The sequence below is a fragment of the Streptomyces griseoaurantiacus genome (genome assembly GCF_036189845.1).
Classification (GTDB): Bacteria; Actinomycetota; Actinomycetes; order Streptomycetales; family Streptomycetaceae; genus Streptomyces; species Streptomyces griseoaurantiacus.
Genome location: NZ_CP108326.1, coordinates 2,928,474 through 2,947,495, shown reverse-complemented (window position 1 = coordinate 2,947,495; position 19,022 = coordinate 2,928,474). Strand labels below are relative to the sequence as shown.

The following is a 19,022-nucleotide window of genomic DNA, read 5'->3' as shown; positions in this document are numbered from 1 at the left end:
ATCAGAGGCCAGAGGCCAGAGGTCAGAGACCGGAGATCAGAGGTCAGAGACCGGAGATCAGAGGCCAGAGGTCAGAGCGAGGCGATGACCCGGTCGGCCAGGATGTACACGTTCTCCTCGCCGCACTCGAAGGTCAGGCTGTAGGCGCCGGAGACGCCCGAACCGCCGAGCAGCACCGGGGCCCCGCCCGCCTGCAGGGCGGCGGCCAGGCGTTCCGCGGTCTCGCGGTGGCCCGGGGTCATGCAGAGCGTCGTCCCGTCGGCGAAGACGTAGACGTCGAGGGTGCCCAGCGGGCCCGGACGCACGTCGGCCAGCGCGGTGCGGGAGGCGGCGAGCTCCTCCAGGCAGGCGACGGTGCGCTCGTGGTCGCCGACGACGGGCGAGGGGCCCGGCACGAAGTCCGGGTGCGAGGGGTGGCGGCGCCGGGCGGCGGCCAGCTCGGCCGGGTCCACGCCCGGTTCGCCCTCCTCGAGCGTGGGTTCCGTCACCGGCTCCAGCGCCTCGCGCTCCAGGCCGGCGAAGTCCGCCTGACGGGGCAGGAACAGCTCGCCGCCGGGCAGTCCGCCCAGCACGGAGGGGGTGTCGAGATCGCGGATCTCCTGGGCGGCCCAGAAGGCGCGGGCCTCGGCCAGCTCCCGCTCCCGCTCCTCGGCGAGGGCCTCGGCCACGGCCGCGCGTATGCCCTCGGTGTCACCGGCGGCACGGGCGGGCGGCACGGCGGCCCCGGTCCGCGCCGCGCGGCTCTCGGCGAGTTCGGAGTGCAGGGCCGCGACCTGCCGGCGCAGAGCCTTGAGGCTGCGCAGGGCGGCGACACCCACGGCCGCGGTGGTGGCCGTGGTGAGCAGCAGAGCAATCGGCATGGCGCTCACGGACGTACTCCCGGTTCGGTCGACCCCCGACTTCCTACATCAGCTTGAAGGGCGGACTATCGAGCTGTCAGTGCGTAACGTCACGAACCGGACGACTCGTGGGGCGCGAGAGGGCCCTGTGGCGGTGTGCCGATCGCCGTGACCTGGGGAAATCCCCACCGGGAGCGAGATAGGTCACATCATGGGGGCGATTGGATCACAAAACGGCCCGGAGCCGTGTGGAAGCGGATTTCCGGGCCGTACGTGCGCGGGCGCGTCCCGGCGTGCGCGGGGGTCGCGAAGGCCGCGGGAGCGCGACCTCGGCGACGCGGCCCGCGCGGCGCCGGGTGCTCAGCTCAGGCGTTCGATGACCATGGCCATGCCCTGGCCGCCGCCGACGCACATCGTCTCCAGGCCGAACTGCTTGTCGTGGAACTGGAGCGAGTTGATCAGCGTGCCGGTGATGCGGGCGCCCGTCATGCCGAAGGGGTGGCCGACGGCGATGGCGCCGCCGTTGACGTTCAGCTTGTCCAGGTCGATGCCGAGGTCGCGGTAGGAGGGGATCACCTGGGCGGCGAAGGCCTCGTTGATCTCGACCAGGTCGATGTCGTCGATGCCCAGGCCCGCCCGCTTGAGCGCCTGGTTGCTGGCCTCCACGGGGCCGTAGCCCATGATCTCGGGGGAGAGGCCGGAGACGCCGGTCGACACGATCCGGGCCAGCGGGGTCAGGCCCAGCTCGCGGGCCTTGGTGTCGCTCATGATGACGACCGCGGCGGCGCCGTCGTTGAGCGGACAGCAGTTGCCCGCGGTGACCAGGCCGTCGGGGCGGAAGACCGGCTTGAGGCCGGAGACGCCCTCCATCGTGACGCCGGGGCGGGGACCGTCGTCCTTGCCGACGACCGTGCCGTCCGGGAGCGTCACCGGGGTGATCTCCCGCTCCCAGAAGCCGTTGGCGATGGCCTGCTCGGCGAGGTTCTGCGAGCGGACGCCGAACTCGTCCATCTCCGCGCGGGTGACGCCCTTGAGGCGGGCGAGGTTCTCGGCGGTCTGGCCCATCGCGATGTACGGGTCGGGGAGCACGCCGTCCTCGCGCGGGTCGTGCCAGTCGGCGCCCTCCTTCTCGGCGGTCGCGGCGGTGCGGGCCTCGGCCTCGGCGAACAGCGGGTTGTGCGTGTCCGGGAGGCTGTCGGAATTGCCCTTGGTGAAGCGGGAGACCATCTCGACGCCGGCCGAGATGAACACGTCGCCCTCGCCGGCCTTGATGGCGTGCAGCGCCATGCGGGAGGTCTGCAGGGAGGACGAGCAGTAACGGGTCACGGTGCAGCCGGGCAGGTGGTCCATGCCCATCTGCACGGCCACGATCCGGGCGAGGTTGTTGCCCTGCTCGCCGCCGGGAAGTCCGCAGCCGAGCATCAGGTCGTCGATGTCCTTGGGGTCGAGCCCCGGGACCTTGGCGAGGGCGGTCTGGATGATCGTGGCGGTGAGGTCGTCGGGACGGAGGTCCTTGAGGGAGCCCTTGAAGGCGCGGCCGATGGGGGAGCGGGCGGTCGAGACGATGACGGCTTCGGGCATCACGGCTCCAGTCGGAGGGGGCGGCGCGTGGCGCCTCGGTGAGGCGGCGGCGGGCGGGCAGGGGCTGACTGGGAAGCTACCCGTCCGTAGCGCTCAGGTCACGGTCGGCGCGGTGTGACTCCGACCGCACTTTCCAAGCGCTTGCTTGGCTCCTCTCCTCGTTCCTTTCGTTCCTTCGAATCAGGCCGGCTGGGGGCGCGGTGCGTCATCGGCCGCCCCGGATCGGCCGGCCCGAGCCGGGTCCGGTGTGTGCGGCCGCAAGGCGGCGGAGGGCGCCAGGGCGGTGGGTCCCCCCCCGCGGGCGAAGCCGGGCGTGGGGGAGTCGGCAATCGAGGACAACACCCTCTGGTGGGGTGCCTCCGCCGGGCTAGTGGGGTGCCTCCGCCGGGGCCGGGCCCGCCTCCGGCTCGGTGACCCGCCGCCGGCGCCGGCGCTTGAGCAGGGCCCACGGGCCCCGCGGCCCCGTCGGCATCGCCGCCGCGACCTCCGTGCCGCCCTCCGCGGCCGCCTCCGCCGCCGCCCGCGCCACCGGCAGGAAACCCTCCCGGCGGGACGCGTCCGGGCGCTCCTCCTCCGGCCACAGGCCCAGCGCCGCGCACACCGTCGGCAGCACCGCCATCGCCGCCGTCGCGTAACCCTCCACCGAGGGGTGGTAGTTGTCCGGGCCGAACAGCTCCCGCGGGTTCGCCTCGAACTCGGGGCCCAGCAGATCGCCCAGCGACACCGTGCGGCCGCCCTGCTCCACCGCCCCGATCGTCTGCGCCGCCGCGAGCTGCCGCGAGGTCCGCCGCGCCAGCCACCGCAGCGGCTGCTGCACCGGCTCGATCGTCCCGAGGTCGGGACAGGTGCCGACGACGACCTCGGCGCCCGCCGTCCGCAGCCTCCGCACCGCCGCCGCCAGGTACCGCACCGAGCGGGTCGGGGGCATCCGGTGGGTGACGTCGTTGGCGCCGATCATGATCACGCACACGTCGGGAACCCGCCCCGGATCGTCCAGCGCGAGCCCCACCTGCCGCTCCAGGTCGTCCGAGCGGGCCCCCGTCAGGGCCACGTTGCGCAGCTCCACCGGGCGCTCCGCCACCGCCGCGAGCCCCGCGGCGAGCAGCGAGCCCGGGGTCTGCCCCGCCCGGTGCACACCCTGCCCCGCCGCGGTGGAGTCGCCGAGCATGGTCAGTCGCAGCGCGGGCTCGCCCGGTGCCCCGTAGCCCCGCCCGTAGAGCCCGTCCGCGCTCGGCGGACGCGGGCTCTGCCCGTTGCCGACATGACGCTTGGCGAGCTGCATCTCCGCCACCACCAGCCCCACCGCGGCCGCGCCGACCAGCCCGACGCCGCCACCGCCGTACGCCGCGCCGGCCGCGATCCGCCGGGCCACCCTCGCCCTCGACATGCTCGTCATGCTCCGCCGCCACCTCCTCATAGCCGTACACCCACTGCTTGCCCCGTACAGCGGGTCGGCCAATCTCCACGGAGGGCGGCCGTCCGGCCGGTGACGGGCGCGGGCAACCGTCTGACCAGCGGAGCGCTTACGCTGGCGGGACCACCACGACCATTTCCCCATCGCTGCGACCGGAGACAACGGTGCGATTCCACGACTCGATGATCAGCCTCGTCGGCAACACCCCCCTGGTGAGGCTCAACAGCGTCACCGCCGGCATCGAGGCGACCGTGCTCGCCAAGGTCGAGTACTTCAACCCGGGCGGATCCGTGAAGGACCGCATCGCGCTGCGCATGATCGAGGCGGCCGAGAAGAGCGGCGAGCTGCGGCCCGGCGGCACGATCGTCGAGCCGACCAGCGGCAACACCGGCGTCGGGCTCGCCATCGTGGCGCAGCAGAAGGGGTACAAGTGCATCTTCGTGTGCCCCGACAAGGTGAGCACCGACAAGATCAACGTGCTGCGCGCGTACGGCGCCGAGGTCGTGGTCTGCCCGACCGCCGTCGACCCCGAGCACCCGGACTCGTACTACAACGTCTCCGACCGGCTGGTGCGTGAGACCCCGGGCGCCTGGAAGCCGGACCAGTACTCCAACCCCCACAACCCGCTCTCGCACTATCACTCGACCGGCCCCGAGCTGTGGGAGCAGACGGAGGGCCGGATCACCCACTTCGTGGCCGGCGTCGGCACCGGCGGCACCATCTCCGGCACCGGCCGCTACCTCAAGGAGGCCAGCGAGGGCGGGGTCAAGGTGATCGGCGCCGACCCCGAGGGCTCGGTCTACTCCGGCGGCTCCGGGCGGCCCTACCTCGTCGAGGGCGTCGGTGAGGACTTCTGGCCGGAGGCGTACGACCGCGGCATCGCCGACGAGATCGTCGCCGTCTCCGACAAGGACTCCTTCCAGATGACCCGCCGGCTCGCCAAGGAGGAGGGTCTGCTGGTCGGCGGCTCCTGCGGCATGGCGGTCGCGGCGGCCCTGAAGGTCGCCGAGCGGCTCGGCCCCGAGGACGTGGTGGTCGTGCTGCTGCCCGACGGCGGCCGCGGCTACCTCAGCAAGATCTTCAACGACGAGTGGATGGCGGACTACGGCTTCCTCGACGACTCCGGCCCCAGCGCCCGCGTCGGCGACGTGCTGAACTACAAGGAGGGCGACCACATCCCCTCCCTCGTCCACATGCACCCGGACGAGACCGTGGGCGAGGCCATCGACGTGCTGCGCGAGTACGGCGTCTCGCAGATGCCGATCGTGAAGCCGGGCGCGGGGCACCCCGACGTCATGGCCGCCGAGGTCGTCGGATCGGTGGTCGAGCGCGAACTGCTCGACGCGCTGTTCACCAAGCGTGCCTCGCTGGAGGACCCGCTGGAGAAGCACATGTCCGCGCCGCTGCCGCAGGTCGGCTCCGGTGAGCCGGTGGCCGACCTGATGACCGTGCTCGGCTCGGCGGACGCGGCGATCGTGCTGGTCGAGGGCAAGCCCACCGGCGTCGTCAGCAGGCAGGACCTGCTGGCCTTCCTGGCCACGTCGGGCAAGTAGGCGGTCTCGCGGACGGGGACGGGCGCCGCTCCCTTCACACAAGTCGCGGAAGTGGTACGAGGGCGACACGTCCGCGCAGCACCCGGTTAACACGCGAGCGGCACAGTGGTGGATGTCGGCAAGGGGCGGGAGCGGCTCCCCGCCCGGGCCGGCACCGTACGGCGTCCCGAGCTTCCGGAGCGGCTCCCGGACCTCCACGACGCCACGGACGCGCGGAGCCCGTTCTGACCGGCCCGTCGTCCCTCGCGGGGACCGCCGTCGTCCCGCCCCCCGGTGCACCCGGGGGTGTTGGCGGTCCCCGCGCAAGCTTCCCCGCCGGGTCGTCCGGCGCCGGGGCCGGGGTCGGCCGTCCCCGGCCCGGGCCGCCACCGGGTGCCCGGGGGCCGCCTCGGTCGCCCGGTCGCCTGGTCGTGCCGGTCGTGCCGGTCGTGCCGGTCGCCTGGTCGTGCCGGTCGTCCTGGTCGTGCCCGTCGCGCTAGTCGTCCCGCGAGGACCCGCGACGGCCGAAGAGGCCCGGCTGGGTGCGCAGCACCTGCGCCACGTTGACGCCCACGATGCCCAGCCAGGTCGTGATCAGCCCCGGCAGGTGGCCGACACCGCCGCCGATCGCCGACAGCGGGATCGCCAGCACCAGCGAGACCACCCCGAAGCCGAACCGCTCCCCCCAGGAGTCCGTGGGGCGCGGCCGCTGCGATCCGCGCGCCACCACGAGCTGCTGCTCGCCCAGATGGCGCCGCACCCGGCGGTCGACCGTGCTGTCGATGCGCTGGTCGACCTTCTCCAGGAACGATTCGACCAGCGCGGAGTCGTACTCCTCGCCCAGCTCCCTGCGCGCGCGCAGGGTGGCGTCGAGTTCCTTCTTCAGTTCCGTCTCGCCCGCGTCCATACCGCTCATGGGGACAACGGTAGGGAGCGCGGACCGCCGTGGCACTGGGGAGAACCCCCCAGTGCGGGGGGTGGGGGACCGCAGGGCCGACGCCGGCGCCGCAATTACCGAACGGTGCCGGTAATCCCGGGGGAAATACGCGCGACGAGGAAGGCCGGCGGGAACCAGGTGTGATTGAGACCGATCTTCTGGCCGGAACCCTCCTGCGGAGAAGTGAATTATGCAGGTGGAGTCCCCGCGGGCTCCGGCCCCGCCGCGAAGGCTGATGACCTGAATCATTCCCCGCCCGTCCCCCACGGCTGACGTCCCGTTGACACTCGATCTTTCCGGCGGCAAGGTCAATTGGTCCCGCCACTCAGTACGCTCCCCCCGCTCTCCCCGTGCCAAGGGGCAGCATTCTCGGTGTCCGATCCGCCGGTCACGAAAACGGCGGAGATCTCCCAGCCGCCAGTCGCATGGCGAATCATCGCGCCAGGTGTGGAGGATTGCGTGACCGATTCCATGTCACCGCCGTGGCGGTCCCTTCCGGTCGTTGTCGTACGCACGGCCGGTTTTCCGGCCTCCTGGCTCGGTGAACTGTCCCGCGGGCTGACCACGGCCGCTCTGCGGGACTCGGGGGACGACACCGTCGTCCGCGCCGCGTACGAGGACGAGGTGGCGCTGGGCTCGGGCGCGGTCATACGCCGGTTCCGCGCGGAACCGGGACTGAGGGACGCGGTGCAATTCGCCAATCCGGGCCTGTGGCGGATCCTCGCGCCCTGGGTGGACCGTCGTGCCTCGACGACGGAACGCTGGAACACCACGGACCGGCAACGCACCGACACGCTCACGCGCATGCTCCAGCGCTACTGCGCGAAGAACGAGACGACCAGCCACGTCGGGCCGATCACGACCGCCCTGCTGCGCTCCGACCGGGTGGGGCTCACCATCGGCTCCGCCCGGCCCCGGAGGCACGTGCGTCTGTCGCACTGGGCGGCCGAGCGCTTGCAGGCCGCGTTCGTCTCCGGTGGCGACACCGCCGCGCACCGGTGGTGGCGGCCGCGCACGGCGGCGGGCTGCCACCTCTCCGGCACCGAACTCCACGTGGTGCGGTACGACTTCGGCGCGCGTCACGCACGTTTCGCCGACGCGGTCACCGCCGTGGCCCGGCACCGCTTGTCCGAGGTCGAGGCGCGGGTGCTGAGGTCCTGCGACGGCACCCGGTCCGTGGCGGACATCTGCCGGGAGCACGAGTCCGCGTACGGCACGCCGTTGAGCGAGGCCGATGCCGTGGGTGTGCTGCGCGCGCTCGAGAGCCTCGGGGCGGTCGTCACCGGGCCCGAGCTGCCCTACGGGGTGCACGACTCGCTTCCCCTGCTGCGGGAGCGTGCCGCCGCGGTGGGGGACAGGGAGGCGGAGCGCCATGTGGAGGCGGTGGAGTCCTCGCTCGCCGCTCTGGCCGTGGCCACCGACGAGGAGGGCCGGGCGGCGGCCGCGGCCGCGGTCGAGACGGCGTTCACCGCGGCGACGGGAGCGGCACCGTACCGTGCGGCGGGGGTGACCTACGGAGACCGTACCGTCTTCAACGAGGACTGCGACAGCGAGTACGGCGCCATGGTCCTGGGACGACCGGTGGGTGAACTGGTCGAGCGCGAACTCGCATTCGTCTACGACCTCTTCCTGGTGTTGCCGCGCGCCCGGTTGCAGGCGGTGCGGGGAATGATGCGGGAGTGGTTCCGCCGTGTGTTCGGTGCGGGGGCGAGCGTCACCGTCGCGGAATTTGTCGCCGCCTGTCTGCGGGACGATCCGGAGTTGTCCGCCGGTTATGACGCGATCGATTCGAGCATCGCTGAAATGACGGGGAAGCTGCGGGAAATCCTGGTGCCGGTCGATTGCGGCTGCTCGGTCCATCGCTGCACCGATGAACAAATTGCCGCGGCCCGCGCATTGTCCGACAGTTCCGTGCCCGCCGTGTGCAACCCCGATCTGATGCTCGCGGCGGAAGGGCCGGAGGCGTTGGCGCGCGGGGAGTTTCTGGCGGTGGTGGGTGACCTGCACGCGGCCGAGGAAGGGCTGTCGCACAGCCTGTTCGCGCCCTGGGCGGACGCGGCGATGGGCGGGGACGGCAGGCTGGGGGAGTGCGTCGCGGAGGCGTACCGCTCTCTCCTCGCGCCCGACGAGGACCTCGCCGACGTGACACACCGGCACCGCAGCAAGCACTACGCGCGTGTCGACCTGCCCTGCCTGGACATCGAGGCGGGCGACCGCTCGCCCCTGCCCGCACACCGACGGGTACGGCTGCACGAGCTGATGGTCGGCGACACCCCGCGGGGGCTTCGGCTGCACCGCCCCGGCAGCGACCGCGGCCTGCGGCTGACCTCCCCGCCCCTGTACTGGCAGGGGGTGCGGACCCGCAATCCGTTCGCCGTCTTCTCGTTCCCGCAACGCGTCGACGGCCTGCCCGTCCCCCTGGGCGGACGGCGGTCCCTGCCGCGCCTGGTGTACGGCAGGGTGGTCCTCCAGCGGGCGATGTGGGGGGTGCCGGCGGCTTCGTGCCACAAGGGCAAGGACTGGTACGAGGGGTTCCGCGCGGTGCAGCGTCTGCGGGCGGCGCACGGTATGCCCCGGCATGTGTTCGTGAAGTTTCCACAGGAAGTGAAGCCGTTGTACTGCGATCTCGACAGCCCGCTCCTGGTGCGCCAGGTCTCCCACATGGCCCGGGCGGCCGACGACGGGAGGGTGGTGTTCTCGGAGATGCTGCCCGAGCCGGGCAGCCTCTGGCTCACCGGCTCCCGGGGGAGGGTCACCTCGGAGCTGCGCTACGCCGTGTTCGGCGGCGAGGGCGCCGCGGGGACGCGCGCGCGTGCGGGTGACACCGGGTGGGGGGAACGGTGAAGCCGTCCGTGCGCCGGCTGGTGATCGACGTCGAACCGCTGAGGGCCGACGCCTCGTTCCGCAGACTGTGGATCGGCGGTGCCCTGTCCTCGGTGGGCAGCAGGATGACGACCTTCGCGGTGGTCCTGCAGGTCTACCAGACCACCGGTTCCTCGGCGGCGGTGGGCGTGGTCGGTCTCGCCACGTTGATACCGACCCTCGTCGTCGGGCTGATCGGCGGTTCGCTGGCGGATGCGCTGGACCGCCGCAAACTGGTGCTGGTGACCGGCAGCAGCATGGCCGTGGTCTCCCTCCTCTTCGCGGCGCAGGCCTTCGCGGGCACCGAGCGGGTGTGGCCCCTCTACGTGCTGACCGGTCTGCAGTCGCTGCTGTTCGCCGTGGACTCCCCGGCTCGCCGCACGTTCGTCCCCCGGCTGCTGTCGAAGGAACTCCTGCCCGCCGGGCTGACCCTGCAGATGCTGGCCTTCCACGTCAGCGTCATGGTGGGGCCGAGTCTGGGCGGTGTGCTCGCGGCGGCGGGCGGCGTGAAGCTCTGCTACCTCATCGACTCACTGACCTTCCTGGTGGCCCTCTACGCCGCCTTCCGCCTCCCCCCGATGCGGGTGGAGGGCGTACGGAGCAAGCCCGGCATCAGGTCGATCTGGGACGGGCTCACGTATGTCGGCCGCAACCGCATCGTGGCCGGCGCCATGCTCTCCGACCTGAGCGCCACGGTGCTGGCCATGCCGTTCGCGATCCTTCCGGCCCTCAACAGCCTGCGTTTCGGCGGTTCCCCGAGCACGCTGGGCCTGCTGAACGCCGCTCCGGCAGTCGGTGGCGTGCTTGCCATGTCCCTGTCGGGCCCGGTGGGCCGCAGTGTCCGCAAGGGCGTCTGGCTGCTGGTCGCCGGGGCTCTGTGGGGCGCGGCGCTGACGTGTCTCGGGCTGACGGGCCGTCTGTGGGTCGCTCTGGCCGTACTGGCGGTGGCGGGGGCGGCCGACGCGACGGCGGTGGTGCTGCGGGGGGCCATCGTGCAGTCGAGCATCCCCGACGAATTCCGCGGACGCACCACGTCGATCGACTTCGTCGTCGGCGCGGGCGGCCCGCACCTGGGCAACTTCCGCGGCGGTGTCGTGGCCTCCGCCGCCACACCGTCGGTCAGCGCGCTCACCGGCGGTCTGTCGTGCGTCGTGGCCATCGCACTCGTCGCACTCTGTTTTCCCGCCCTGCGCCGTTTCGGACCGCCGGCCGAGGCAACGACGCCCGGTCGGCACAGTGGCGAGGAGAGTGTGCCGGTCGGCGATCAGACATGACCGCCGGCCGCCTGCCGCACCAACCGTGAACGAGCCGGACCAGTCAATGGAGGTTCTCGTCCATGATGGATGCACGCACGTACGCCCCGCGCCCCGGCATGACAGGGCGAGCGGCATGGTGAAGATACTCGTCGGCAACGACTTCGACGAAGTGCTGCGCACCCGCCCGGCGTCGGGTTGGTGGAACCAGCGCGTGACGTGGTTCGCGGAGGACGGCGACCTCGTCATCCTGCCGGCGCGGCCCGAGGAGTCCTTCCTCCGCTATGTCACCGGGATGACCGGCACGCGGCGTTCCTCGCTGCGCGTCCTGGTGCCGCCCGCCGAGGAGGGGCGGCCCGACACCCTCTCGGGTTCGTGCCTGGTGGACGAGGAATTCCTCGGCCAGATACGGTCGGCGCTGGCCGGCCGGCCCGTCACCGGCATCGTCCCCCTGTGGCCCAGCGCCTCGATCGCCCGGCTGGCCCGGGCCCTGGGGGTACCCGAGGCGCTGGCCGGCCGGGAGTTCGCCGAGCAGGGCGGCGGGGCGCTGCTGAACAGCAAGACGGCGTTCCGGGCGATCGCGGCCGGCGTGGGTGTCGGACTGCCCTGCGGGCGGGTGTGCGCGGACCGGGACGGCACCGTCGACGCGGTCCTGGAACTGGTGGGGGCCGGGCACATCGCCATGTTGAAGAAGGACTACATGTCCGGCGGTGCCGGCAACGAGATCGTCAGCCCCGTGCCGGGCGTGTCCCCGGTGGGCGCGAAGAACGTCGTCGTGGCCGCCGACGAGGCCGCCGTCGTCCGGTACGTCGAAGACCGCTGGGACTGGCTCACCGACGGCGGACGGCACCAGTTCGTCGTGGAGCGCTACCACCCCGGCAGCGTGGCCTGCTTCGCCGAATTCCTGATCACGGACGACGGCATCGAGTTCGGGGCTCACGGTGAGATGCTGTCCGAGCCGGTGACGACGAAGCAGATCATCCCGCCTCCCGCGTTCTCCGGCCAGGTCCTGGACGACCTGACGGACCAGGGACGCCGACTGTGCGAACCGCTGCGGGCGATGGGATACCGGGGCCGGCTCAGCGCGGACGCGATCGTCACCCCGGACGGCGAACTGCTCTTCACCGAGTACAACGGACGCATCACGGGGTCCACCCACGTCTACAGCGTCTTCGGGGAGAAGATCGTGGGCGGTGACTTCATGAAGGACCGGGTGCTGTTCGAGGGCTTCTGGCCCAAGGGCTGGTCGGTCCCCTCGTTCGACGAGGCGGTACGGCGGCTGACCGAGGCGGGGCTCGTCTACGACCGCGGCAGCCGTACCGGCGTCATCATCAGCAGCGCCTTCGACCGGCGCGACGACACGCTGCTGCACTGCGTCGTCGCGGAGAGCCTGTCGGAAGCCCGGACGGTGGAGGAGCGCCTGGCAGGACTCTTCGCGGCCCGCTGACGCGAGTCACCGGGGCACCCGGCTCCCCGTCCCCTGCTCACGACCAGGAGACGGGGAGCCGGTGCACGCAGTAGAACCCGGTGTCCCCGCCGAAGGAGAGCCGCTGCGCCGGCACCGCGAGGCGCAGCCGGGGAAAGCGGCCGAAGAGGGCCGGGAAGGCGATACGCATCTCCGTCCGGGCGAGGTTCTGGCCGATGCACTGGTGCATCCCGTGTCCGAAGGCGAGATGGCCCGACGCGTTGCGGCCGACATCGAGACGGTCGGGGTCGGGGAACCGCAGCGGGTCCCGGTTGGCCGCGGGCAGCGAGACGGTGACGGACTCGCCCGCCCGCACGGTCTCCCCCGCCAGCGGCACGTCCTCCAGCGCGGATCGTGGCACGCCGAACTGGAAGATCGTGAGGTAGCGGAGCAGTTCCTCGACCGCCGTGTCCGCCAGGCCCGGGTCCTCCACCAGCCGGGCGAGCTGATCCGGGTGGCTGAGCAGTGCGAGTACCCCGAGGCCCAGCGAACCCGCCGTCGTCTCGTGGCCCGCCGACAGCAGCAGCGCTCCCGCGCCGGCGATCTCCGCGACGGAGAGTTCGCCGTCCGAGGCCAGTGTGCCGAGCAGGTCCTCGCCGGGGCGGCGTGACTTGTGCGCCGCCAGTTCGGTCAGGAACGTCTGCAGGTCGTCCATGGCACGCGCGGCCTGTTCCGCCGTCGCGTCGAGGCTGAACAGGGTGGCGCTGTCGCGCTGGAAGTCGGCGCGCCGGGAGTAGGGCACGCCCAGCAGTTCGCAGATCACCAGGGACGGAACGGGCAGCGCGAAGGCGGCCACGAGGTCGAGGGGGTCCCCGGCCTCGGCCATGGCGGTCAGCTGCCGGGACACGATCTGCTCGATCCGCGGCCGCAGCGTTCTCATGCGGTGCGCGGTGAACGCGCGCGCCAGCCTCCGACGGATGCGGGTGTGCTGGGGCGGGTCCATGTCGACGAGCCAGCCGGGAAGCGCCTTCGCCCCGTAGAACGGTTCCAGGCTCCGGCGTGCCACGGGGTTCCGTTTCCACTCGGAGCGCGCGCTGAACCGCGGGTCCGCCAGGACCTTCCTCGCCAGGTCGTGACCGGTGACCAACCAGCCGAGGTGGCCGTCGGGATAGCGCAGCCTGCTGAGCGGGGAGCGCGCCCGCAGTTCGGCCAGGGCGGGTGGCGGGTCGAACGGGGTGGCTCTCAGGGTGGGCAGCGAAACGGCATCGTGCGTGGTCATGCGCCCATCTCCCCCTTCAGGAAGGCTCCGAGTCGTCGCACGCCCGTGGTGATCTGTTCAGGGGTGAGGTAACTGCACGACAGCCGCAGTACGTCGGTGCCCCCCGGGCCCTGGTGGAAGTGGGCCATGGGTGTCCACAGCACCCCGTAGGCGTCGGCCGAGCGGGCGAGCAGCGCGTCGTCGGCAGGTACGGGCAACCGCATGCGCACGAAGAAGCCGCCCGCCGGCCGGTTCCAGCGGATGCCGGGGGGAAGCCCCTGCTCCGTCAACCGGTCCAGGCCGCCCAGCAGGAGTGCGAGATTGCGGCGGTAGAGCGCGGAACGCGCACGGCAGCGACGGGCGAGGGAGCCGCCGTGCTCCAGCAGCATTCCGGCGACCACGGCCTGTGACAGCGGGGGAGTGTTGACGGTCACCATGGTCTTGAGCCGGGCCAGGTGATCGGCCAGCAGTGCGTGGTCACCCTCGGGGGTGACCACCTCCTGGTCGGCCACGACGTAGCCGACGCGGACACCGGGGAAGCACACCTTGGAGAAAGTGCCGAGGTGGACGACCCGGCGATTGCGGTCCAGGGCCTTCAGCGACGGCAGTTCGTCCCCCGGGGCGGCGGTGAAACCGTAGACGTTGTCCTCCAGGACGAGGAAGTCCTCCGCCTCGGCCAGCTCCAGCAGCCGCTCGCGGTCCCTTCTGCCCATGCGGTTGCCGCCGGGATTGGAGAAGTCCGGTGCCACGTAACAGATCCGGAGCCGGCGGCCCTCGCGCCGGGCCGCGTGGCAGGCCGCGCGCAGCGCCTCCACCCGCAGGCCGCCGTCCCCCTCGGGCACGGGCACGGTCTCGACGCCGAGCATCCGGGCCGCACCCGTGATGCCCACGTAGCAGGGGTCCGCCACGGCCAGCAGATCGTCCGTGGACCGGATCAGGACCCGTAGCACCAGGAGCATCGCCTCCTGCGCCCCCACCGTGACGACGACCGACTGTTCCGCGGCCTCCACTCCGTGGTCGCGCCGGAGCAGGTCGGCGACCAGGGCGTTGATCAATCCCCGGCTGGGGCCGTACTCGTAGAGCAGGCGGCGCGCGGTCGACGGGGAATGCCCCCACTCCGTGACCGCGTGGTCGAGGAAGCGGCTCAGACACCGCTCGACGTCCAGGTCGGCATAGGTGTCCGGGTGAGGGGCGCCGGGCGCGAAGGAGATCGCGTCCGGGTAGCGGCGCATCACCTCGTTGAGGAACTCCACGGAACGCAGCACCGGGTCGGCGAGGCAGGAGTGGAGCCGTGACACCTCGAGCGCGGGCGGCGCGTGCGGGGCCCGTCCGTTCACGGTCGGGCCCAGCGGCGTTCGATCCGGTCCAGCACGTCCGGGCTGTAGATGCGCTCCGCCTGCACCACGGCGAACTCGGCGAGATAGGAACGGAGCGTCTCCCGGGGCTCCTCGGCCAGGGTGAGCATGGCGCGGTTGGCCACCACCGCGGGGGCGGCCAGTTCGGCCACGGCCCGGTCGACGGCGTCCGACAGACGGTCGGCGGGCACCACCTCGTCGCACACCAGCTCGGCGCCCGCCTCGCCCGCCCTCAGACGGCGCCCGGACAGCAGCACCTGCCGTGCGAGGCGGGCGCCGGTGAGCCTGGTGAGACGGAGGTTGCCGAGACCGGGCACGATGCCCTCGTCCGCCGCGGGCAGGCTGAAGAAGGCGCCTTCCGCCGCCAGTACCCGGTCCACGACGAGCAGCAACTGCATGCCGCCGCCGATGGCGAAGGAGTCGACGGCCGCGACCCACGGCTTGTGCACGGCAGCCGGTGCGGACCATCCGGTGTCCGGGGTCAGCAGCCCGTGTGCCAGTTTGTTGACGTATCCGAGTTCCCGGCCGAGCAGGAAGTCCGTGTAGGAGATCGCACCGTTGCGCAGGTCCTTCAGATTGATTCCGGCGCTGAAGACACGGCGCCCGGAGTAGCGCGGGTGGTCCACGGGGCCGCCCCGCAGCACCCCCACCCGGACCCGCTCGTCGAGCAGGGCCAGGTCCACAGCGGTCTCCATGTCGGCGATGAGCCTGTTGTCCTCGGCGTTGAGACAGTGGCCGTTGCGGAAGGTGACGTGCGCGGCGGGGCCGTGTCGGCGCACCGTGACCGTGTCCAGTTCCACCACGTCGTGGCGGCGGAAGTCGCCGAGACGGTCCCTGGAGCCCGGTGCCGGATGCAGCATGGTGTCGATCAGATGGTTGCCGGCCGGTGAGGAGCGCAGCAGGGCGCCGAAGAAGACGCCGAGATCGACCTCGTGCCCCTCCTTGTGCGCCTGGATGCGGCTGTGGTCGTCGGCGAGCTGTGCGGCGGTCGGCACCAGGCCCGGGAGCCGGGTCTGGGCCTGCCGCACCAGGTCCGGCAGCCGGCGTCGGACGGTGCGGCCGTCGGTGAGCACCTCGTAGGCCTGGGGTGCGTGCCGCGCCAGGAAGTCGTGGCGGCCGGTACGGCGCGCCTCGTGGAGCGCCGCCGCCCGCTCGGCCTGTGCGCGGTCGCGGGCCGGACGGGGCGGCAGCAGGCCCAGGAGCCGGTCGGTGTGCGCGATGTACAGGCGCAGGGCGGTGTGGTCCGCGTCGAACCGACCGGTGGGCGCCGGCAGGGCGGGTACGGAGCCGGTCGGCGAGACGGCGGGGACGAAGGTCATGACCGCTCCCGCCCGTCGTGCCCGCTCTCCGCGAGCCGGCGCAGTTCGCGGTCGCAGGCGGCCAGATGGGCGCCCAGCGCGTCCTGGAACTCCGTGGCCGGCGCCTCGAGGAGGAGTTGGCGGCGTACGGCCAGCTCCCGGTCCGAGATGCGCCCCATCAGCACGACGGCGGTGTGAGCGGCCTCGGTCAGGTCCTCGCTGAGCTGATCGATGAGGCCCACCTCGTGGGCCCGGCGGGCGTCCAGATCGTCTCCCCACAGCACGATCTGCCGGGCCCGGGCGGTACCGAGTTGCTGGGCGAGCCGGTACACCGCCATGCCGGGCCAGAAGTGCCCGTCGTTCACCGGCAGCATCAGCAGCAGACCGGGATCGCCGATGCGGAAGTCGCTGGCGAGCAGAAGGTCCAGCGCCGGGCCCCCGCAGATGCCCTCGGCGGTGCTCACGATCATGGCCGGCAGCTTCTCCAGGCGGCGGACGGCGCGCTCCCAGCGGTTGACGTCCCGCACGTCGACCCGGGCCGGCCAGGGCCGGCGATGAGCCGGTACCGGGTGCAGCAGCAGCCGCAACACGGTGTGCCGTCCGGGTTCCTCCACCTGGTCGCACGCCGCGTTCAGCCGTGCCGTGAGTTCCGGCAGGGGCAGTGTGGCGTCGATGCCGACGTGGAGCCCCAGCTCGTCCGAGGTGTGTTCCTGATCGCTGCCCGGTCGCACCGCTGCAGCCTCCTTACGACGTGTCACCATCGTGCGAGGGCCATCTCGACGGTCGATCCCGGGCCCATGGTCATGAGGACTCCGACGTCCCCTTCCGTCACCCCTCCTTCGCGCGCGAGCCGTTGGTAGGAGAAGAGGAAGGAGCCGCTGGACAGGTTGCCGTGGTCGCGCAGCACCCCGATGGTGTGCCGGACGTCGTGGCGGCTGAGGCCGAGATTGACGCGTACGGAGTCCACGACCTTCTTCCCCCCGGCGTGCACCACCCAGTGGGACACCTCCGACCGGGTCACACCGGTGCCGTCCAGGAGCCGTCCGAGGCTCTCCTCCGCGTGGGCTCCGACCACATAGGGCACCTGGGGGTCGAGGCCGAAGCTGAATCTGTGCCGGTCGTCGTCCCAGTCGTAGCGCATGGCGTCCACCGCCTCGGGGATGGTCCGGCTGGCGAAGCGCAGCAGCCGCGGTCCGGAAGACACCGGATCCGGGGCGCCGGAGATCACCGCGACCGCGGCGGCGCCGTCGCCGAAGAGGCTGTTGACGACGGAGGTGCGCAGGGTGCCGTCGAAGACGTAGGCGGCCGAGCACACCTCGATGCACACCATGACCGCCAGCTCACCGGGATGACACCGGGACCATGCCGCCACGGCGGACAGCGCGTTGAGTCCGGCGTTGCAGCCCATGCCGACGACGTCGAGGCGGGAACACGTGGTGCTCACGCCCATGTCCTTGAGCAGCAGGGCGGAGAACCCCGGTGTCAGGAAGCCGGTGGAGGTGACGCAGCACAGATGGCGCACGTCCGTCACCTCGCGGCCGGCGTCGGCCAGGCAGGCGAGTACCGCCTCCCGGCCCATCCGCAGCCCCTCCCTCGTGTGCTTGGCCAGCAGTTCGCCCTGCGTCTCGGCATCGCCGGGACCTCCGGGCAAGGGCGTCGGAAGGGTCAGGCCACGCCGTTCGATGGCGCTGTTGAGGAAGACGGAGCGGATGACCGGATCGGAGACCCCGAACAGCTCCAGCAGCTCCGGCTGGCTGTACGAGACGGGGGGCACAGCGGTTCCGACGCCGACGAGTCGCGCGGACGTGGGCGTGTCCTCCTGCTCCGGGTGCTCCGCCGTCACGAGAGGTAGTCCTCGGCCCCGCCTTCGCGCACCGTGTCGAGGGTGAAGCAGTGGAAGCCGCCGCCGAAGAGACGGCGGTGCCGGTGCCGTACGGGTACCACGGTGAAGGCGTGTTTCTCCAGGGTGCGCATCAGTTCCGGGCAGGCGTCGTTGACCAGCACGGTGTCCGGGGAGACGGACAGGACGTTCAGGTCGATGAAGGGGCTCGCCAGGACGAGGTCGCTGTCGTCGTACGACGGGAAGTGATCACCCTCCGGGGCCGGCGGAGTGATCAGGTCCCACGAGCGCAGTGCCTCGGGCAGTTTGTCGCGTACGGCGGGCGAGCGGACGAGCAGCGTGCCGGGACGCAGCGCGAGGACCATGCTGTCGATGTGGCTGTCGCTGAGCCGGTGCACCCGGTGGATGCGGAAACGTCCCGCCAGGTGCCGCTCCAGCCAGTCGCAGCCGAGGGAGTGGTGGGCGGTGGACACGTTGACCACCATGTCCCGGCCGAGCCTGAGGATCTGCGCGGCGTCGATCATCATCTCGGTGCCGACGTCGTAGCACGAGGGCTGGGGATCGGCGATGGGTTCCGTCGGGCCGCCGACCGTGCTGACACGTGCGTACGACAGGTCGAAGGAGGAGTCGGTCATCAGGGGGCGCGGCATGACCGTCCACCGTGCGCCCCGCTCGAAGTAGCGCTGGAAGACCGGCTTGAGGAACTGCGTCTCGAAGTAGCGGGAACGGATCATGGGCGGCGTCTCGATGATCTCGTCGCCGGCGATGAGAGTGTTGTCCCGGACGTTCAGCGGGGGAACGACCGAAGCGCTCCAGGCGGGGGTGCGGACCTCGGCGGTGCTCGCGTCCACGTCCATCGGGCGGAGCACGGTCACACCGAGGGCGGTGAGGGCTTCCTCGATGCCGTTCAGGTCCTCCGCCAGTTCCTCGACGTACCGCTGCTTGATGGCGACCGTGCCCGTGGGGGGCGAGGCGGACCGGCCTCGGGCCGTGAGCCGGGGGTAGTACCACTCGGAGCGGGTGGAGTTGTCGCCCGCGATGTTGTCGTGGAAGAAGAGGTCGAACGAGAGTTCACGCTGGTGCGACGTGTAGTTGGTGGCGGAACCGACCACCACCTCCCTGAGGGGCGACCATTCGTCGAAGCTGTTGAGCGTCGTCATAGGAAGCTCCATCGATTTCCTCACGAGTCTCGCGGGGACGCCGGCCGGGAAAAGCGCCGGACAATCGCGTGAGACAGCCGCACACCTTTGGGCATCACACGTGCTGAGCGCTGCCAGTGTTGGACATGCGCCCGACAAGGGGAAGACCACGGCGGAGCCGCCCCCGGCGGTTTCGGCCATCTCATTTCGTTGCTTCGGCGGTCTTCCTGCTCACGGGCCTCACGCGCATCACGGGAAGAGGCGACCGAAAGATGAGTGGGCCAACTGGTCCTGTCGCACTCGTATTAC

14 protein-coding genes are annotated in these 19,022 nt (G+C 71.7%); 4 read left to right on the top strand and 10 right to left on the bottom strand.

Annotated features, from left to right (window positions below; genetic code table 11):
• Positions 1 to 71 precede the first annotated feature (71 nt).
• The 3 genes from OHB09_RS13000 to OHB09_RS12990 all read right to left on the bottom strand — a co-directional run bounded on the left by OHB09_RS13000 (position 72) and on the right by OHB09_RS12990 (position 3,816).
• The gene (locus tag OHB09_RS13000; RefSeq protein WP_040896996.1) at positions 72 to 860 is read right to left on the bottom strand and encodes a hypothetical protein; all 789 of its coding nucleotides are present in this window, start codon (positions 858 to 860) and stop codon (positions 72 to 74) included.
• A gap of 339 nt (positions 861 to 1,199) precedes the next feature.
• Positions 1,200 to 2,420, bottom strand: coding sequence for an acetyl-CoA C-acetyltransferase (locus tag OHB09_RS12995; protein WP_006143776.1), 1,221 nt, complete (start codon positions 2,418 to 2,420; stop codon positions 1,200 to 1,202).
• A 367-nt stretch (positions 2,421 to 2,787) separates the two neighbouring features.
• The gene (locus tag OHB09_RS12990; RefSeq protein WP_191855010.1) at positions 2,788 to 3,816 is read right to left on the bottom strand and encodes an SGNH/GDSL hydrolase family protein; all 1,029 of its coding nucleotides are present in this window, start codon (positions 3,814 to 3,816) and stop codon (positions 2,788 to 2,790) included.
• 182 nt (positions 3,817 to 3,998) lie between these two features.
• On the opposite strand from OHB09_RS12990, the gene OHB09_RS12985 reads away from it, so the two are divergent.
• Positions 3,999 to 5,387: a cystathionine beta-synthase gene (locus OHB09_RS12985; protein ID WP_006143773.1), complete on the top strand. Its 1,389-nt coding sequence runs from the start codon at positions 3,999 to 4,001 to the stop codon at positions 5,385 to 5,387.
• A 475-nt stretch (positions 5,388 to 5,862) separates the two neighbouring features.
• Here the strand turns inward: OHB09_RS12985 and OHB09_RS12980 are convergent, their stop codons facing one another.
• Positions 5,863 to 6,282: a hypothetical protein gene (locus tag OHB09_RS12980; protein ID WP_107405915.1), complete on the bottom strand. Its 420-nt coding sequence runs from the start codon at positions 6,280 to 6,282 to the stop codon at positions 5,863 to 5,865.
• A gap of 480 nt (positions 6,283 to 6,762) precedes the next feature.
• Between OHB09_RS12980 and OHB09_RS12975 the strand changes: the two genes are divergently transcribed.
• The 3 genes from OHB09_RS12975 to OHB09_RS12965 all read left to right on the top strand — a co-directional run bounded on the left by OHB09_RS12975 (position 6,763) and on the right by OHB09_RS12965 (position 11,865).
• Positions 6,763 to 9,147 (top strand): lantibiotic dehydratase, encoded by a 2,385-nt coding sequence (locus tag OHB09_RS12975; protein WP_328922013.1) that lies wholly within the window; start codon positions 6,763 to 6,765, stop codon positions 9,145 to 9,147.
• Entirely contained in the window at positions 9,144 to 10,439 is a 1,296-nt protein-coding gene (locus OHB09_RS12970) for an MFS transporter (protein WP_328922012.1), read from the top strand. Before OHB09_RS12975 ends, OHB09_RS12970 begins: the two co-directional genes overlap by 4 nt.
• 115 nt (positions 10,440 to 10,554) lie before the next feature.
• On the top strand, positions 10,555 to 11,865 hold the full coding sequence (locus OHB09_RS12965; RefSeq protein ID WP_328729217.1) for a preATP grasp domain-containing protein: 1,311 nt from the start codon (positions 10,555 to 10,557) through the stop codon (positions 11,863 to 11,865).
• 37 nt (positions 11,866 to 11,902) lie between these two features.
• Here the strand turns inward: OHB09_RS12965 and OHB09_RS12960 are convergent, their stop codons facing one another.
• From OHB09_RS12960 to OHB09_RS12935, 6 genes are all read right to left on the bottom strand, one after another.
• Complete coding sequence (locus OHB09_RS12960) at positions 11,903 to 13,102, bottom strand: cytochrome P450 (RefSeq protein ID WP_093598670.1); 1,200 nt, start codon at positions 13,100 to 13,102, stop codon at positions 11,903 to 11,905.
• Positions 13,099 to 14,334 carry an aminotransferase-like domain-containing protein gene (locus OHB09_RS12955; RefSeq protein WP_407077360.1) on the bottom strand — a complete coding sequence of 412 codons (1,236 nt, stop codon included), beginning with the start codon at positions 14,332 to 14,334 and terminating at the stop codon, positions 13,099 to 13,101. Before OHB09_RS12955 ends, OHB09_RS12960 begins: the two co-directional genes overlap by 4 nt.
• An 80-nt stretch (positions 14,335 to 14,414) precedes the next feature.
• Positions 14,415 to 15,755 carry a (3,5-dihydroxyphenyl)acetyl-CoA 1,2-dioxygenase DpgC gene (gene dpgC / locus OHB09_RS12950; RefSeq protein ID WP_328922010.1) on the bottom strand — a complete coding sequence of 447 codons (1,341 nt, stop codon included), beginning with the start codon at positions 15,753 to 15,755 and terminating at the stop codon, positions 14,415 to 14,417.
• Positions 15,752 to 16,465: an enoyl-CoA-hydratase DpgB gene (gene dpgB, locus OHB09_RS12945; protein ID WP_006143764.1), complete on the bottom strand. Its 714-nt coding sequence runs from the start codon at positions 16,463 to 16,465 to the stop codon at positions 15,752 to 15,754. Before dpgB ends, dpgC begins: the two co-directional genes overlap by 4 nt.
• Positions 16,466 to 16,488: 23 nt before the next feature.
• Positions 16,489 to 17,577 carry a 3,5-dihydroxyphenylacetyl-CoA synthase DpgA gene (dpgA, locus tag OHB09_RS12940; protein WP_328922009.1) on the bottom strand — a complete coding sequence of 363 codons (1,089 nt, stop codon included), beginning with the start codon at positions 17,575 to 17,577 and terminating at the stop codon, positions 16,489 to 16,491.
• The gene (locus OHB09_RS12935) at positions 17,574 to 18,734 is read right to left on the bottom strand and encodes a glycine amidinotransferase (RefSeq protein WP_040896982.1); all 1,161 of its coding nucleotides are present in this window, start codon (positions 18,732 to 18,734) and stop codon (positions 17,574 to 17,576) included. Before OHB09_RS12935 ends, dpgA begins: the two co-directional genes overlap by 4 nt.
• Positions 18,735 to 19,022: the final 288 nt, after the last annotated feature.

What these genes read in the sequence shown, in the direction of transcription:
- OHB09_RS13000 (WP_040896996.1), bottom strand. Translation starts at nt 860, where the DNA reads ATGCCGATTGCTCTGCTGCTCACCACGGCCACCACCGCGGCCGTGGGT.
- OHB09_RS12995 (WP_006143776.1), bottom strand. Translation starts at nt 2,420, where the DNA reads ATGCCCGAAGCCGTCATCGTCTCGACCGCCCGCTCCCCCATCGGCCGC.
- OHB09_RS12990 (WP_191855010.1), bottom strand. Translation starts at nt 3,816, where the DNA reads ATGACGAGCATGTCGAGGGCGAGGGTGGCCCGGCGGATCGCGGCCGGC.
- OHB09_RS12980 (WP_107405915.1), bottom strand. Translation starts at nt 6,282, where the DNA reads ATGAGCGGTATGGACGCGGGCGAGACGGAACTGAAGAAGGAACTCGAC.
- OHB09_RS12965 (WP_328729217.1), top strand. Translation starts at nt 10,555, where the DNA reads ATGGTGAAGATACTCGTCGGCAACGACTTCGACGAAGTGCTGCGCACC.
- OHB09_RS12960 (WP_093598670.1), bottom strand. Translation starts at nt 13,102, where the DNA reads ATGACCACGCACGATGCCGTTTCGCTGCCCACCCTGAGAGCCACCCCG.
- dpgC (WP_328922010.1), bottom strand. Translation starts at nt 15,755, where the DNA reads ATGACCTTCGTCCCCGCCGTCTCGCCGACCGGCTCCGTACCCGCCCTG.
- OHB09_RS12935 (WP_040896982.1), bottom strand. Translation starts at nt 18,734, where the DNA reads ATGACGACGCTCAACAGCTTCGACGAATGGTCGCCCCTCAGGGAGGTG.